The organism is Micromonospora sp. NPDC049900 (assembly GCF_044461025.1).
In the GTDB taxonomy this organism is placed as follows: domain Bacteria; phylum Actinomycetota; class Actinomycetes; order Mycobacteriales; family Micromonosporaceae; genus Micromonospora.
Map to the genome: position 1 here is coordinate 51,368 of NZ_JBITKM010000004.1, position 15,871 is coordinate 67,238.

A 15,871-nucleotide genomic window follows, 5' to 3' on the forward strand; every position below is an offset into this window, starting at 1 on the left:
GAACCGCTGGGCGGAACGGAAACGTACAGACCAGCATGCTGAGATCCTCGGGCGCACGTTTAGTGGCGCTCGATAGGGTCACCTGTGAGGGTTCCGCCCATCTCGCCGAGGAGCACAAACCACCGTGGCTGCCAACCGACCTGCGCACCCCGCACTTGACTGGTCCGACCTCGACCGCCGTGCCGTGGACACCGTCCGCGTCCTGGCCATAGATGCCGTGGAGAAATCCGGCAATGGCCACCCGGGCACCGCGATGAGTCTCGCCCCTGCGGCGTACCTGCTGTTCAACCGGGTGATGCGTCACAACCCCGCCGACCCGAACTGGCCCGGCCGGGACCGCTTCGTACTCTCCGCCGGTCACTCCAGCCTGACGCTCTACATCCAGCTCTTCCTCGCCGGCTACCCGCTGAGCCTGGACGACCTCAGGTCACTGCGGCAGTGGGGCTCGCTCACACCGGGTCACCCCGAGCACGGGCACACCCCGGGTGTCGAGACCACCACCGGCCCGCTCGGACAGGGCCTGGGCAACGCCGTCGGCATGGCCATGGCGGCGCGCCGGGAGCGCGGCCTGTTCGACCCGGAGGCCGAGGCGGGTGAGTCGGTCTTCGACCACCACATCTGGTGCATCGCCTCCGACGGCGACATCGAGGAGGGCATCACCCACGAGGCCAGCGCGCTGGCCGGGCACCAGCAACTGGGCAACCTCTGCGTGGTCTACGACGACAACGAGATCTCGATCGAGGACGACACCCGGATCGCGTTGAGCGAGGACGTCGCGGCCCGCTACGAGGCGTACGGCTGGCACGTGCAGACGGTCGACTGGCGTACCGGCGACGCCGACCAGGGCGACTACCACGAGAACGTCGACGAGCTGTACCAGGCGCTGCTGGCCGCCAAGGCCGAGACCGGTCGCCCGTCGTTCGTCCGGCTGCGCACCATCATCGGCTGGCCCGCACCGAACAAGCAGAACACCGGCAAGATCCACGGCTCGGCGCTGGGCGCCGACGAGGTGGCCGCCACCAAGGAGATCCTCGGCTTCGACCCGGCCGGCACGTTCGAGGTCACCGAGGAGGTGCTCGCCCACACCCGTGGCACGCTGGGTCGTGGCGACGCCGCCCAGCAGGAGTGGAGCACCGCCTTCGGCACCTGGTCCGAGGCCAACCCGGAGCGCCGCGCGCTGTACGACCGGCTGGCCGGGCGGATCCTGCCCGACGGCTGGGCCGAGGCGCTGCCGGAGTTCCCCGCCGATGCCAAGGGCGTCGCCACCCGGGCCGCCTCCGGCAAGGTGCTCGCCGCGCTCGCGCCGGTGCTGCCCGAGCTCTGGGGCGGCTCCGCCGACCTGGCGGAGAGCAACAACACCACGATGAAGGGCGAGCCCTCCTTCGTGCCCAGCCAGTTCGCGACGAAGGAGTTCCCCGGCCACGAGTACGGCCGGACGCTGCACTTCGGCATCCGCGAGCACGCCATGGGCGCCATCCTCAACGGCATCGCCCTGCACGGCGGCACCCGCCCGTACGGCGGCACGTTCCTGGTGTTCAGCGACTACATGCGTCCCGCCGTGCGGCTCGCCGCGCTGATGAAGCTGCCGGTGGTCTACGTCTGGACGCACGACTCGATCGGTCTCGGCGAGGACGGTCCGACCCACCAGCCGGTGGAGCACCTGACCGCGCTGCGGGCCATCCCCGGCCTGGACGTGGTCCGGCCGGCCGACGCCAACGAGACGGCGTGGGCGTGGCGGCAGGCGCTGGAGCACACCGACCGGCCGACCGCGCTGGCGCTGAGCCGGCAGGCGCTGCCCACGCTGGACCGGACGCAGCTCGGCGGGGCCGAGGGCACCGCCAAGGGCGGCTACGTGCTGGCCGAGGCGTCCAACGGCAAGCCTCAGGTGATCATCGTCGGCACCGGTTCCGAGGTGCAGCTCTGCCTGACCGCCCGGGAACGGCTGGAGGCCGACGGCACCCCCACCCGGGTCGTCTCGATGCCCTGCCAGGAGTGGTTCTTCGCGCAGGACGAGGCCTACCGGGAGTCGGTGCTGCCACGCGGGGTAAAGGCCCGGGTGAGCGTGGAGGCGGGCATCGCGATGTCGTGGCAGGCCATCGTCGGCGACTGCGGCGAGAGCGTCAGCCTGGAGCACTACGGCGCGAGCGCCCCGCACTCCGTGCTCTTCGAGCAGTTCGGCTTCACCCCCGACCGGATCGTCGCCGCCGCGCACGCGGCGCTGACCCGGGTCGGTGACATCACCGGTTTCACGACCGGCAACTGAGGGGAGCGCGTGAATGACGACCGACAGGCTGGGTGAGCTCTCCGCCGCGCAGGTGGCGGTGTGGCTCGACGACCTTTCCCGGGTACGACTGAGCTCCGGCGGGCTCGACCAGCTCCGCCGGGACAAGCACGTGGTCGGGGTGACCACCAACCCGACGATCTTCGCGAAGGCGTTGAGCGACGCCGACGAGTACGACTGGCAGCTTCGTGACCTGGCCACCCGGGGTGTCGAGGTGGAAGAGGCCGTCCGCATGCTCACCACGTACGACGTGCGGTGGGCCTGCGACGTGATGCGCCCGTCGTACGACGCCAGCGGCGGCGTCGACGGTCGGGTGTCCATCGAGGTGGACCCGCGCCTCGCCCACGAGAGCGCGAAGACGGTCGCCGAGGCCAAGGCGCTCTGGTGGCTGGTCGACCGGCCCAACCTGTTCATCAAGATCCCGGCGACCGAGGCCGGTCTGCCGGCGATCACCGCCGCGCTCGCCGAGGGGATCAGCGTCAACGTGACGCTGATCTTCGGCCTGGACCGCTACTCGCAGGTGATGGAGGCGTTCCTCGCCGGCCTGGAGCAGGCCAAGGCCAACGGGCACGACCTGTCCACGATCACGTCGGTGGCCTCGTTCTTCGTCTCCCGGGTCGACAGCGAGGTGGACAAGCGACTGGAGAAGATCGGCACGGAGCAGGCCAAGGCCCTGCGCGGCAAGGCGGCCGTGGCCAACGCCCGACTGGCCTACGAGCGGTACGCCGAGGTCTTCTCCAGCGACCGGTGGCAGGCGCTCGCCGCCGCGGGGGCGCACCCGCAGCGTCCGCTGTGGGCCTCCACCTCGACGAAGAACCCGGACTACCGGGACGTCATCTACGTCGAGGAGCTGATCGCGCCGGGCACGGTCAACACCATGCCGGAGTCGGTCATCCACGCCTACGCCGAGCACGGGGAGACCCGGCCGGACACCGTCACCGGCGCGTACGACGACGCCCGGCAGGTCTTCGCCGACCTCGGTGCGGTCGGTGTCGACCTGGCCGACGTGATCGACACGCTGGAGCGGGAGGGCGTCGAGAAGTTCGAGGCGAGCTGGGGCGAACTGCTCGACGGTGTCCGCAAGTCGCTCGCCGCCGCCGGGCAGGGCAGCGGCCACCCGAGCGACGCCGCTCACGACAACGCCGACGCCGCCGCGCGTGCCGGAGGCAATGCGTGACCCTGCGACCAGACGTCTCCCACGCCGCCGCCCCATCCGGGTGGCGGCGTGGGTGACCTGCTGGCCGCACCCGCCGAGTCGGCGGGAGGTCTCACCGTGCACGGCGCACAGGCCGTGGACGGCAGCACGCCGACCTCGACCCGGCAGGCCCTGGTCGACGCCGACGTGCCGGCCCGGCTGGCCGCCCAGGACCCACCCCTGTGGGACCTCTCGGCGGCCGGCCGGCCCGGCGACGGGGTGGAGCTGCTCCCCCGCCTCGCCGAACTGACGGCGGAACTGGCCGACCTCGACCACGTGGTGCTGCTCGGCACGGGCGGCACCCCGCTCGCCGCCGAGGCCGTCGCCCGCACCACCGGTCATCCGCTGACCGTGCTCGACACCACCGACCCCGGCCGGGTCCGGGCCACCCTGGACGACCGACTGGCCCGCACCGTCGTGGTCCTGACCGGTGCCGCCGAGGCGACGCCGGAGGTGGACGACCACCGACGCGCCTACCGGCAGGCGTTCCTCGACTCGGGGCTGAGCGAGGCCGAGGCGGGCCGGCACTTCGTGGTGGTCACCGAGCCGGGTTCGCCGCTGGCGGACGCCGCCGCGCAGTGGCAGGCGATGACCGTCCCCGCCGACCCGCCGGTGTGCGGACGGTCCTCGGCGTTGAGCGCGTACGGACTGGTGCCCTGCGCGCTGGCCGGTGTCCCGGTGGCCGACCTGCTCGACCAGGCCGACGCGTTCGCGGAGTCGCTGCCGCGCCTGCGGGACAACCCCGCCCTGGCGCTCGGCGCCGCGCTGGCCGCCGCCGCGACGACGGGACGGGACACGGTCGCGCTGGTCGGCGACGGCACCGGCGTCGAAGGGCTGGGCGACTGGGTCGAGCACCTGCTCGCCGCAGCCACCGGCAAGGACGGTCAGGGCATCCTGCCGGTGGTGGTCGACTCCCCGGACGACCCCGGCCTGACCGGGCCGGACGTCCTCACCGTCGGCTACGGCGGCGCGCTCGCCGCCGGGGCGCTGCCCGCCGGTGGCGTCCGACCCGACGTGACGGTCAACGGCCCGCTCGGCGCCCACTTCCTGGCCTGGGAGTACGCCGCCGCCGTCGCCGCGAGCGTGCTCGGCGTCGACCCGTTCGACCGGCCCGACGCCACCGGGTCCGCCCGGCACACCGAGGCGGCGCTGGCCGACCCGACGCCGCTGCCGACACCGTCGTCCACCACCGACGCGATCGAGGTGTACGCCTCGCCCGGCACCCCGGACGACCTGCCCGACGCCCTGCGTCACCTGCTGACCGGCCTCGGCGACCACGACTACCTGGCGGTCACCGCCTACCTCGACCCGCACGCCGAGGCCGACGCCGCACGGCTGCGCCCGCTGCTGGCCGCGCTGACCCGACGACCGGTCACCTTCGGTTGGGGACCCCGCTACCTGCACTCCACCGGGCAATACCACAAGAGTGGTCCGCTGGCGGGTAGCTTTCTTCAGATAACCGGTACGGTCAGAGTTGATCTGCCGGTGCCCGGTAAGCCGTACACCTTCGGGGAACGACAGGCGGCGCAGGCCGCCGGCGACCGGCGCGCCCTGGCCGGTCGTGGACGCCCGCTGCTGCACCTGCACCTGACCGAGCGGTCGGCGGGCCTGGCCCGGTTGATCGACGCGGTCGGGTCGCTGCGGGCATGACGATGGACGACGTGGACGAGCGGAGCGAGGAGGCGGCGTGAACCCGCTGCGCGACCCGCAGGACCGGCGGCTGCCGCGGATCCCGGAGCCCTGCGCTCTGGTGATCTTCGGAGTCACCGGTGACCTGGCCCAGAAGAAGCTGCTGCCCGCGGTCTACGACCTCGCCAACCGGGGGCTGCTGCCGCCCGGTTTCGTGGTCGTCGGCTTCGCCCGGCGGGACTGGCGCGACGGCGACTTCGCGTCGCTGGCCCGCGAGGCGGCCAAGACACACTCCCGCACCCCGTGGCGGGAGGAGGTCTGGTCGCGGCTGGAACACAACATCAAGTTCGTCGGTGGCTCCTTCGACGACGACACCGCGTTCGACAACCTCGCCTCCTGCCTGGAGGGGCTGCGCGACAGCCACGGCATCCACGGCAACGCGGCGTTCTACTTCTCCATCCCCCCGGCCGCCTTCCCGGTGGTGCTCAAGCAACTCGCCCGCACCGGCATGGCCGACAACGAGAAGTGCGGCGGCTGGCGGCGGGTCGTGGTGGAGAAGCCGTTCGGGCACGACCTGCCCTCGGCCAAGGCGCTCAACGACCTGGTCGACGACGTGTTCACCCGACAGGACGTCTTCCGCATCGACCACTACCTGGGCAAGGAGACGGTCCAGAACATCCTCGCGCTGCGGTTCGCGAACAGCCTCTTCGAGCCACTGTGGAACTCGCAGTACGTCGACTCGGTGCAGATCACCATGGCCGAGGACGTCGGCATCGGCTCCCGGGCCGGCTTCTACGACTCCGTCGGCACCGCCCGCGACGTGCTCCAGAACCACCTGCTGCAACTGCTCGCCCTGGTCGCGATGGAGGAGCCGACCAGCTTCGACGCCGACGAGATCCGGGCCGAGAAGCTGAAGGTACTCAAGGCGATCACCCTGCCCCGTGACGTCGCCGACGGCACCGTACGCGGGCAGTATCTGCCCGGCTGGGTCGGCGGCCAGCGGGCCAAGGGGTACCTGGAGGAGGACGGCGTCCCGCAGAACTCGACCACCGAGACGTACGTGGCGGTGCGGCTGGGCATCCAGAACCGCCGCTGGGCCGAGGTGCCGTTCTACATCCGGGCCGCCAAGCGGCTGCCCCGACGGGTCACCGAGGTCGCGGTGATGTTCAAGCGGGCCCCGCACCTGCCGTTCACCCCGGCCGACATGGAGATGCTCGGCAACAACCAGCTCGTCATCCGGGTCCAACCGGACGAGGGCGTGGTGCTCAAGTTCGGTTCCAAGGTGCCGGGGACCACGATGGAGGTCCGCGACATCGCGATGGACTTCCAGTACGGCGAGGCGTTCACCGAGTCCAGTCCCGAGGCGTACGAGCGTCTGGTCCTGGACGTGCTGATCGGGGACCGGACGCTGTTCCCGGACGCCGCCGAGGTCGAACAGAGCTGGGCGGTGGTGGACCCGCTGGTGGAGGCCTGGGAGGGCACCAAGCCCGAGCCGTACCGGGCCGGCGAGTGGGGTCCCCGGGCCGCCGACGAGATGCTGGCCCGCGAAGGCCGCGCCTGGCGGCGGGCGTGATCGGGCACCGCGAGCGAACCAGGAGGCTCCGTTGATCGGATTGTGGGACACCACCGGCAACGAGGTGGTGAAGGCGCTCGCCGCCGAACGACGCAGTGCCGGTGGTGTGGCCAGCGGCATGGCCCTGACCCTGATCGTGGTGGTGGACGAGAAGCGGGTCCGCGAGGCCGAGGCGGCGGCCACCATCGCCGCCGCCGCGCACCCGTGCCGGCTGCTCGTGGTGGTCCGCTCCGACGTCGACCGGGACCGCAACCGCCTCGACGCGGAGATCGTCGTCGGCGGCCGGCTGGGCCCGTGCGAGGCCGTGGTGATGCGGATGTACGGCCGCCTCGCGCTGCACGCCGAGTCCGTCGTGATGCCGCTGCTGGTGCCGGACGTGCCGGTCGTCACCTGGTGGCACGGGGAGCCGCCGAACGAGATCGCCACCGACTTCCTCGGTGTGGTCGCCGACCGGCGGATCACCGACTCCGCCCAGGCCGCCGACCCGATCGAGGCGCTGCGGCTGCGGGCCCGCGACTACGCCCCCGGCGACACCGACCTCGCCTGGACCCGGATCACCCCGTGGCGCACCCTGGTCGCCGGTGCCTTCGACACCACCACCGAAGCGCAGCTCACCGAGGCGGCGGTGGTCGCGCCGCCGACCGATCCGACCGCCGCGCTGATGCGTGGCTGGCTGCGCAGCCGGCTGGGCATCAAGCCGCGCTGGGAGCGGACCAAGGAGTTCCCCCGGATGCGCGAGGTGCAACTGCGCTGCGCCAACGGCGACGAGTTGACGCTGACCCGGGACGACAGCATGGCCGTCTTCCGGCGTACCGGTCAGGAGGACCGGGTGCTGCCGCTGGTGCGTCGCCCGCTCGGCGACGAACTCGCCGAGGAGTTGCGCCGGCTCGGCTCCGACCAGGTGTACGCCGAGGCGCTCGGCGCCTTCGCCGGGCTGACCAACCTGGACCGGCGCTCCGGCCAGCGGGTACACGTCTGGAAGGACCCGAGCACCGCGCAGCGCGCCGAGGCGGGCGTCACCGCGCACAACTCGACCAGCACCGGTTCCTGACCGTCCGGCCCGGAAACCCCACGACACCGACCGCCGTGCGGTCGCGGAAGGACAGCATGACTGAGGCGAGTGTCGCCGTACACGCCGACGCGGATCTGCTCGCGCAGGCGGTCGCGGCGCGGTTGGTGGTGAAGCTGCTCGACGCGCAGGCCGAACGGGGCCAGGCGGCGGTGGTCCTCACCGGCGGGCGGATCGCGGCGGCGGTCTACCGGGCGGTCGGCACCCTGCCGGCCAAGGACGCGGTGGACTGGTCCCGGGTGGACTTCTGGTGGGGCGACGAGCGGTTCCTGCCGGCCGGCGACCCGGACCGCAACGAGACGCAGGCGCGCGCGGCGCTGCTCGACGCGCTGCCGATCGACCCGGACCGGGTCCACCCGATGCCGCCGTCGGACGCGGGCGCCGACCCGGAGGAGGCCGCCGCCCTCTACGCGGCCGAGCTGGCCCGGGCCGCCCGACCCGGTACCGCCGTCCTGCCCCACTTCGACGTGCTGATGCTCGGTGTGGGCGAGGACGGGCACGTCGCCTCGGTCTTCCCCGAGCACCCGGTGCACTACGAGAGCCGTCCGGTCAGCGCGGTGCGGGGCAGCCCCAAGCCGCCGCCGGTGCGGATCACCCTGACCCTGCCGACCATCAACACCGCCGAGGAGGTCTGGTTGGTGGCCGGTGGATCCGACAAGGCCCAGGCGGTCGGCATGGCGCTGGCCGGTGCCGGGCCGGTGCAGGTGCCGGCGGCCGGCGTCCAGGGCACCAGCCGCACGCTCTGGCTGCTGGACCGCGCGGCTGCCGCCGACCTCCCGGCCCGCTTCCGCAGCCTGCGCTGACGCTGGCGCGACGTCGCGCTGCCGCTATGCAAGGAAGGGTCCCCTGCTAACGCCTGATGCATAGCAGGGGACCCTTCCTTACATCCGACCGCGTGCTCGGCCCCGCCGGACTCGGTGGGCGCCGGGCCCGGCTCGGTGGGCGCCGGGATTCAGCGGGCGCCGCGTCGGCGGCGCAGCGCCGCGAGGGCCTCGGCGAGGATCGCCTCCCCCTCCGCCTCGGTCCGCCGCTCCTTCACGTACGCCAGGTGGCTCTTGTAGGGCTCGGCCCGCACCCGGCCGGGCGGGTCGTGGGCGTCCGGACCGGCCGGTAGACCACAACGCGGGCAGTCCCAGGTGGGTGGGGCCACCACCTCGGCCGCCAGACGGATGTCGGTGCGGTGCCCGTTACGGCACCAGTAGCTCACCGACCGGCACGGAACCGGCTTATGGCGTTCGGGATGGCGTGGGGGCGCGGACCCGACCCGGGCGCCCCGGATGAATTGGCCGTTCGACACGGCGCTCGCTCCTGTCGTCGGAGGGGACCGCCGTCGAGGGGTGGACGGCGGGCGACGCGGTGCAGCGGGTGAAACGGACTGCGCGCGGCCCGTCGAGTGACGGACCGCGCGCAGATTGTACGACTGGAGTGGCCGCTCAGACCCCCGTGCCGACTTCGAGCCGGAGCCAGAGCCCGAGCCCGACGATGCAGGCGAACCACACGATGCCCACCAGGACGGTGTAGCGATCGAGGTTCTTCTCGGCCACCGACGACCCGGCCAGGCTGGAACTGACTCCACCGCCGAACATGCTGGACATCCCACCGCCCTTGCCCCGGTGCAGCAGAATCAGCAGGACGAGCAGCACGCTCGTGATGACCAGCAACACGATCAACGTGTAGGCGAACCAGATCGGCATGGCGGGGGTCAGTCCTCTCGTTACGATCCTCGCCCGGACAGGTCGGGCACGGCGGCACCGACCGGCGGACGGGCGGAGTCAAGGATAGCGAGCGATCAGCCGGTGATGTGCTCCGGGAACCGGCAGATCTTCGCGAACTCCTCGGCGTCGAGGCTGGCGCCACCCACCAGGGCACCGTCGACGTCCGGCTGCGCCATGATCGCGGCCACGTTCGACGACTTCACCGACCCGCCGTAGAGGACCCGGACCTGGTCGGCGGTGGCCTGGTCGAAGGTCTCGGCGAGCCGGGACCGCACCGCGCCGCACACCTCCTGGGCGTCCTCCGGGGTCGCCGTCTTGCCGGTGCCGATCGCCCAGACCGGCTCGTACGCGACGACGACCTTGGTGACCTGCTCGGCGGTGAGCCCCTTGAGGGCCGCGTCGAGCTGGTCGGCGCAGTGCGCCACGTGCCCGCCCTGCTCACGGACGTCCAGCCCCTCCCCCACGCAGAGGATCGGGGTGAGCCCGTTGGCCAGCGCGGCCTGCACCTTGGCGTTGACCAGCGCGTCGTCCTCGTCGTGGTAGGCACGCCGCTCGGAGTGGCCGATCACCACGTAGGTGCAACCCAGCTTCGCCAGCATCGACCCGGCGATCTCACCGGTGTACGCGCCGGAGGCGTGCGCCGAGAGGTCCTGCGCGCCGTAGCCGATGAGCAGCTTGTCGCCCTCCACCACGGTCTGCACCGTGCGCAGGTCGGTGAAGGGCGGCAGGACCACCGTCTCCACGTCGGTCAACTGCTTCTCGTTGAGGCTGGCCGCCAGCTTCTGCACCAGCAGGTTCGCCTCGAGGTGGTTGAGGTTCATCTTCCAGTTGCCGGCCATCAGCGGCCGGCGGGGAGCACTCGCCATCAGTCAGTTCTCCAGGGCCGCGATGCCGGGGAGGGTCTTGCCCTCCAGGTACTCCAGGGAGGCGCCACCGCCGGTGGAGATGTGGCCGAAGGACTTCTCGTCCAGGCCGAGCAACCGCACCGCCGCGGCCGAGTCGCCGCCACCGACCACGCTGAACGCCTCGGACTCGGCGATCGCCTCGGCGACCCCCCGGGTACCGCTCGCGAACGCGGCCATCTCGAACACGCCCATCGGGCCGTTCCAGAAGATCGTCCGGGTGCCGGTACGCAGCGCGGCGGCGAAACCGGCCACGGTCTCCGGCCCGATGTCGAGCCCGACCCGGTGGCTGGGGATGCCGTCGGCCGGCACCACGTCGTGCGCGGCGTCCGGGGCGAAGGCGTCCGCGGCCACCACGTCGACCGGGAGCATGATCTTGCCCGCGCCGCGCTCCAGCAGGTTGCGGCAGGTCTCGACCATGTCCTTCTCGAGCAGCGAGGTACCCACCTCGTGGCCCTGCGCCTTGAGGAACGTGAAGCACATACCGCCACCGATGAGCAACCGGTCCACGGTCGGCAGCAGCGCCTCGATCACGGCGAGCTTGTCGGAGACCTTGGAACCGCCCAGCACCACCACGTACGGCCGCTCGGGCGACCCGGTGAGCGTGGAGAGCACCTCCACCTCGCGCAGCACCAGGCGACCCGCGACGTGCGGCAGCCGCGCCGGCACGTCGTACACGCTGGCGTGCTTGCGGTGCACCGCACCGAACGCGTCATCGACGTACGCGTCGCCCAGGGCGGCGAGCTGGTCGGCGAACGCGCCACGCTCGGCGTCGTCCTTGCTGGTCTCGCCCTTGTTGAAGCGGAGGTTCTCCAGCAGCGCCACCTCGCCGTCGGCGAGCGCCGCCACGGTGGCCTGGGCCGACTCGCCGACCGTGTCGGTGGCGAAGTGCACCGGCGCGCCGAGCAGCTCACCGAGCCGACCGGCGACCGGGGTGAGGCTGAACTGCGGATCCGGTGCGCCCTTCGGACGGCCCAGGTGGGAGCAGACGACCACCTTCGCGCCGGCCGAGACCAGCGCGCCCAGCGTCGGCAGCACCGCGCGGATGCGACCGTCGTCCGTGATGGCCCCGGTCTGCTTGTCGAGGGGGACGTTCAGGTCGGCGCGCACCAGCACGCGCCGACCCGACACCCCCTCGGCGAGCAGGTCGTCGAGGTTGCGGATGGTCACAGCGACTTACCCACCAGCTTGACCAGGTCGACCAGACGGTTCGAGTAGCCCCACTCGTTGTCGTACCAGCCGACGACCTTGACCTGGTTGCCGATCACCTTGGTCAGCGGCGCGTCGAAGATGCAGGACGCCGGGTCGGTCACGATGTCGGCCGACACGATCGGGTCCTCGTTGTAGGTCAGGATGCCCTTGAGCGGACCGTCGGCGGCGGCCTTCAGCGCGGCGTTGACCTCGTCCACCGTGGTCTCCCGACCGACGGTCACGGTGAGGTCGGTGGCCGAGCCGGTGGGGATCGGCACCCGCAGCGCGTACCCGTCCAGCTTGCCCTTGAGCTCCGGCAGCACCAGGCCGATCGCCTTCGCGGCACCGGTCGAGGTCGGCACGATGTTCAGCGCGGCGGCCCGGGCCCGACGCAGGTCGGAGTGCGGCGCGTCCTGGAGGTTCTGGTCCTGGGTGTACGCGTGGATCGTGGTCATCAGACCCTGCTCGATGCCGAACGTGTCGTGCAGCACCTTCGCCATCGGCGCGAGGCAGTTGGTGGTGCAGGAGGCGTTCGAGATGATGGTGTGCTTGGCCGGGTCGTACTGGTCCTGGTTGACACCCATCACCACGGTGACGTCTTCGTTCTTGGCCGGCGCCGAGATGATGACCTTCTTGGCCCCGCCGTCGACGTGCGCCTTCGCCTTGGTGGCGTCGGTGAAGAACCCGGTCGACTCGATGACGACGTCGACGTTCAGGTCACCCCACGGCAGGGCGGCCGGGTCACGCTCGGCGTACGCCTTGATGGTCTTGCCGCCGACGGTGATCTCGTCGGCGGTGGCCTTGACCTCGTGCGGGAGGCGACCCAGAATGCTGTCGTACTTGAGCAGGTGAGCGAGCGTCGCGTTGTCGGTCAGGTCGTTGACGGCCACGACCTCGACGTCAGCGCCGGACGCCAGCACTGCCCGGAAGAAGTTACGGCCGATCCGGCCGAAGCCGTTGATGCCAACCCGGATGGTCACAGGTCCCATCTCCTCGCGTTCTGGTTCGCCGGCGTGGAGACCCTCGGCCGGCGAAGTGATGTGCGCCGACCGTTGGAGCCGGCCGTTGACGGTTCATCTCGGCCACCCCGCCGCGGTCCGAGGGACCTGACCGCCCCGAGGCGGTGGGTTCGGCGGGGAGCGCCGGTGCCGGCCCCCTTGCCGTACGCAGCGACCATATCCGAGCGCGGCGAGCCGTGCCGCGCCGGGTGGTTGCCCTCACCCGCACCGCCGGACGCCACACCGCCTCGACGACGCGCGGCGGCGAGGGCACGCCTCACCGGCCCGCCCGCGCCGGGACGACCCACCGTCCTATCAGACCACGAGCATGTCGGGCGTGACGGCCGCTTCGGTATCCGGGATGCCCAGGTCACGGGCCCGCTTGTCGGCCAGCGCCAGCAGCCGGCGGATCCGCCCGGCGATCGCGTCCTTGGTCAACGGCGGGTCGGCCAACGCGCCCAGCTCCTCCAGCGACGCCTGCCGGTGCTCCAGCCGCAGCCGGCCGGCCGAGGTCAGGTGCTCGGGCGCGTCCTCGGCGAGGATCTCCAGGGCCCGGGTCACCCGGGCGGCGGCAGCCACCGCCGCCCGCGCCGAACGCCGCAGGTTGGCGTCGTCGAAGTTTGCCAACCGGTTGGCGGTGGCGCGCACCTCGCGGCGGACCCGGCGCTCCTCCCAGGCCAGCACACTGGAGTGGGCGCCGACCCGGGTGAGCAGCGCGGCGATCGCGTCACCGTCCTTGACCACCACCCGGTCGACGCCGCGCACCTCCCGCTGCTTGGCGGTGATACCGATCCGGCGAGCGGCGCCGACCAGCGCCAACGCCGACTCCGGCCCCGGGCAGGTGATCTCCAGGGCGCTGGAGCGACCCGGCTCGGTCAACGAACCGTGCGCCATGAAGGCACCCCGCCACGCGGACACCGCGCAGCAGACGTTGGCGGCCACCACGTGCGGCGGCAACCCCCGCACCGGTCGGCCCCGCACGTCCAGCAGGCCGGTCTGCCGGGCCAGGGCCTCGCCGTCCTTGACCACCCGGACGATGAAGTGGCTGCCCTTGCGCAGCCCGCCGGAGGCCAGCACGTGGATCTCGCTCGAGTACCCGTAGACCTCGGCGATCTCCCGCCGCAGCCGACGGGCCACCGCGCCGGTGTCGAGCTCCGCCTCCACCACCACCCGCCCGGAGACGATGTGCAGCCCACCGGCGAACCGCAGCAGCGCGGCCATCTCCGCCCGCCGGCAGCAGGGCTTGGGCACGTCGACCCGACTCAGCTCGTCCTTGACCGCAGCCGTCATCGCCATTGTGCGTCCCCTCACGGACCCGTTCCGGCGTGTCGCCGGAGATTACGTACGTGTCTAACGATCGGCGCCCAGTACGGGCACCAGGGCGGCGCCCAGGGCGGCCGGATCATGCCGGGGAGTGCCGTCATCGACCGCGACGGGAGCGAGGACCAGTCGGGCTCCCAGGGATTCTGCCGCACGGTCGACCGGCTCAGGAGCACCGACCGCCTTGGCGTCGGCGAGCACGACGTCGACCGTCAGCTCCGGCAGGTACCAGCGCAGCGCCGCCAGGTGATCGGCGACGGAGAGGCCGAGGGTCTCCTTCTCTGCGGCCAGGTTGAGGGTGACCAGGCGCCGGGCCGGGCTGGCCAGGATCGCCGCGGCCAACTGCGGCACCAGCAGGTGCGGCAGGACGCTGGTGTACCAGCTTCCCGGGCCGAAGATCAGCCAGTCGGCGGTACCGATCGCGGCGACCGCCTGCGGACACGCCGCCGGCGCCTGCGGGGTCAGTCGCACCGACTCGACCCGGCCCGTGGTGACCGCCACCTGGTGCTGGCCGCGTACCGTGCTCACCTCGTCCGGGCGGCCGGGGTCGGCGGCGCGTACCCGGGCCTCGATGTCGACCGGCTCACAGGACATCGGCAGCACCCGCCCGACCGCGCCGAGCATCGCCCCGGCGTGCTCCAGGGCCGCCACCGGGTCGCCGAGCTGCTCCATCAACCCGGCGATCACCAGGTTGCCGACCGCGTGCCCGCCCAGCCCGTCGCCCCGGCCGGGCAGACCCCGGGTCGCCGGTACGAAGCGGTGCTGGAACAGCCCGGCGCTGCGGCGGGTGGCCGGATGGTCGCCGGCCAGCGCGACCAGCGCCTGCCGCAGGTCACCGGGAGGCAGTCCGCCCCGCTCGGCGCGCAGCCGCCCGCTGGAGCCGCCGTCGTCGCCGACGGTCACCACCGCCGTGATGTCGAGGTCGAGTCCGGGTGCGCAGCGACGTAACGCCCGTAACGACACGGACAGTCCGTGCCCGCCCCCGAAGGCCACCACCCGGACCGTCATTCGCGCCCCAGATCCCGGTGCTGTGCGTTGGCGGCCAGCCCGGCACGACGCAACCGGGCCGCCAGTTCCTCGGCGATCGCCACACTGCGGTGCTTGCCGCCGGTGCAGCCGACCGCCACGGTCAGGTACCGCTTGCCCTCACGCTCGAAACCGGCGGTGGTGGCGCCGACCAGGTCCGCATACCCGTCGACGAACGCGTCGGCACCCTCCTGGCTCAGCACGTACGCGCTGACCGCCTCCTCCCGACCGGTGTGCTCGCGCAGTTCCGGCACCCAGAACGGGTTGGGCAGGAACCGGGCGTCCATCACGAAGTCGGCGTCCGGCGGCAGGCCGTACTTGAAGCCGAACGAGATCACGGTCAGCCGCAGCCGCCGCGCGTCCTCCCCGCCGAACAGCTCCTCGATGCGTCGGCGGAGCTGGTTGACGTTGAGGTGGCTGGTGTCGATGATCACGTCGGCCTGGTCGCGGGCCTCCTCCAGCAGTCCCCGCTCGACGGCGATACCGTCGGCGAGCCGCCCGTCGCCCTGCAACGGATGCGAGCGCCGCACGCTCTCGAAACGCCGGATCAGCACCTCGTCGTCGGCGTCGACGAAGACCACCCGGGGGGCGTAGCCGCGCTCCTTCAACTCCCGGATCGCCTCGGCCAGGTCGGTGGAGAAGGCACGCGAACGAACGTCCAGCACCATCGCCGTACGCCGGGCGGCCCCACCGGCCTTCACCGCCAGCTCGGCCATGTCCAGCAGCAGCGCCTGCGGCAGGTTGTCCACCACGTAGAAGCCGACGTTCTCCAGGGCCCGGGCCACGGTGCTGCGCCCGCCACCGGAGAGGCCGGTGACCACGACCAGGGTGGTGTCCGTCTCGCCGGCCACCATCCCGGACTGCGCACCGGGTACGCCGCCGTGGTGACCGGTCGTGTGCGCCTCGCCCACCCATCAACCCCCAAGCCGTGGCGCCGCGGTCGGAGCCGACCGGGCATGGTCAAGCGCCGAC

14 protein-coding genes are annotated in these 15,871 nt (G+C 72.2%); 6 read left to right on the forward strand and 8 right to left on the reverse strand.

Annotated features, from left to right (window positions below; genetic code table 11):
- Nucleotides 1-124: 124 nt before the first annotated feature.
- The 6 genes from tkt to pgl are packed head-to-tail and all read left to right on the forward strand — an operon-like array spanning nt 125 to nt 8,550.
- Complete coding sequence (gene tkt, locus ACIBMZ_RS11935) at nt 125-2,263, forward strand: transketolase (RefSeq protein ID WP_396692841.1); 2,139 nt, start codon at nt 125-127, stop codon at nt 2,261-2,263.
- A gap of 13 nt (nt 2,264-2,276) precedes the next feature.
- Nucleotides 2,277-3,458 carry a transaldolase gene (tal, locus tag ACIBMZ_RS11940; RefSeq protein ID WP_396692843.1) on the forward strand — a complete coding sequence of 394 codons (1,182 nt, stop codon included), beginning with the start codon at nt 2,277-2,279 and terminating at the stop codon, nt 3,456-3,458.
- Between the two features lie 48 nt (nt 3,459-3,506).
- The gene (locus ACIBMZ_RS11945; protein ID WP_396692845.1) at nt 3,507-5,126 is read left to right on the forward strand and encodes a glucose-6-phosphate isomerase; all 1,620 of its coding nucleotides are present in this window, start codon (nt 3,507-3,509) and stop codon (nt 5,124-5,126) included.
- Nucleotides 5,127-5,163: 37 nt separating this feature from the next.
- A complete protein-coding gene (gene zwf / locus ACIBMZ_RS11950) occupies nt 5,164-6,678 on the forward strand; it encodes a glucose-6-phosphate dehydrogenase (protein WP_396692847.1) in 1,515 nt (504 codons plus the stop codon).
- Nucleotides 6,679-6,709: 31 nt separating this feature from the next.
- Nucleotides 6,710-7,729, forward strand: a complete 1,020-nt coding sequence (locus ACIBMZ_RS11955) for a glucose-6-phosphate dehydrogenase assembly protein OpcA (RefSeq protein ID WP_396692849.1) — start codon at nt 6,710-6,712, stop codon at nt 7,727-7,729.
- A gap of 56 nt (nt 7,730-7,785) precedes the next feature.
- The gene (gene pgl, locus ACIBMZ_RS11960; RefSeq protein ID WP_396692851.1) at nt 7,786-8,550 is read left to right on the forward strand and encodes a 6-phosphogluconolactonase; all 765 of its coding nucleotides are present in this window, start codon (nt 7,786-7,788) and stop codon (nt 8,548-8,550) included.
- A 149-nt stretch (nt 8,551-8,699) separates the two neighbouring features.
- Here the strand turns inward: pgl and ACIBMZ_RS11965 are convergent, their stop codons facing one another.
- The 8 genes from ACIBMZ_RS11965 to rapZ form a co-directional block, all read right to left on the reverse strand.
- Nucleotides 8,700-9,044 (reverse strand): RNA polymerase-binding protein RbpA, encoded by a 345-nt coding sequence (locus ACIBMZ_RS11965; RefSeq protein WP_396692853.1) that lies wholly within the window; start codon nt 9,042-9,044, stop codon nt 8,700-8,702.
- Nucleotides 9,045-9,180: 136 nt separating this feature from the next.
- A complete protein-coding gene (gene secG / locus ACIBMZ_RS11970) occupies nt 9,181-9,441 on the reverse strand; it encodes a preprotein translocase subunit SecG (protein WP_131052175.1) in 261 nt (86 codons plus the stop codon).
- 95 nt (nt 9,442-9,536) lie between these two features.
- Nucleotides 9,537-10,328, reverse strand: a complete 792-nt coding sequence (gene tpiA, locus ACIBMZ_RS11975) for a triose-phosphate isomerase (protein ID WP_131052176.1) — start codon at nt 10,326-10,328, stop codon at nt 9,537-9,539.
- Between the two features lie 3 nt (nt 10,329-10,331).
- Nucleotides 10,332-11,534: a phosphoglycerate kinase gene (locus ACIBMZ_RS11980; protein WP_396692856.1), complete on the reverse strand. Its 1,203-nt coding sequence runs from the start codon at nt 11,532-11,534 to the stop codon at nt 10,332-10,334.
- Nucleotides 11,531-12,535, reverse strand: coding sequence for a type I glyceraldehyde-3-phosphate dehydrogenase (gene gap / locus ACIBMZ_RS11985; RefSeq protein WP_396692858.1), 1,005 nt, complete (start codon nt 12,533-12,535; stop codon nt 11,531-11,533). The genes ACIBMZ_RS11980 and gap overlap by 4 nt, the downstream gene beginning before the upstream one ends.
- A 333-nt stretch (nt 12,536-12,868) precedes the next feature.
- Complete coding sequence (gene whiA, locus ACIBMZ_RS11990) at nt 12,869-13,849, reverse strand: DNA-binding protein WhiA (RefSeq protein ID WP_131052178.1); 981 nt, start codon at nt 13,847-13,849, stop codon at nt 12,869-12,871.
- 54 nt (nt 13,850-13,903) lie between these two features.
- Nucleotides 13,904-14,881, reverse strand: a complete 978-nt coding sequence (gene yvcK, locus ACIBMZ_RS11995) for a uridine diphosphate-N-acetylglucosamine-binding protein YvcK (RefSeq protein WP_396692860.1) — start codon at nt 14,879-14,881, stop codon at nt 13,904-13,906.
- On the reverse strand, nt 14,878-15,753 hold the full coding sequence (gene rapZ, locus ACIBMZ_RS12000) for an RNase adapter RapZ (protein ID WP_396693498.1): 876 nt from the start codon (nt 15,751-15,753) through the stop codon (nt 14,878-14,880). The genes yvcK and rapZ overlap by 4 nt, the downstream gene beginning before the upstream one ends.
- Nucleotides 15,754-15,871: the final 118 nt, after the last annotated feature.

Coding starts and splice junctions, on each gene's coding strand:
- whiA (WP_131052178.1), bottom strand. CDS start 13,849: ATGGCGATGACGGCTGCGGTCAAGGACGAGCTGAGTCGGGTCGACGTG.
- pgl (WP_396692851.1), top strand. CDS start 7,786: ATGACTGAGGCGAGTGTCGCCGTACACGCCGACGCGGATCTGCTCGCG.
- tal (WP_396692843.1), top strand. CDS start 2,277: ATGACGACCGACAGGCTGGGTGAGCTCTCCGCCGCGCAGGTGGCGGTG.
- yvcK (WP_396692860.1), bottom strand. CDS start 14,881: ATGACGGTCCGGGTGGTGGCCTTCGGGGGCGGGCACGGACTGTCCGTG.
- secG (WP_131052175.1), bottom strand. CDS start 9,441: ATGCCGATCTGGTTCGCCTACACGTTGATCGTGTTGCTGGTCATCACG.
- tpiA (WP_131052176.1), bottom strand. CDS start 10,328: ATGGCGAGTGCTCCCCGCCGGCCGCTGATGGCCGGCAACTGGAAGATG.
- rapZ (WP_396693498.1), bottom strand. CDS start 15,753: ATGGTGGCCGGCGAGACGGACACCACCCTGGTCGTGGTCACCGGCCTC.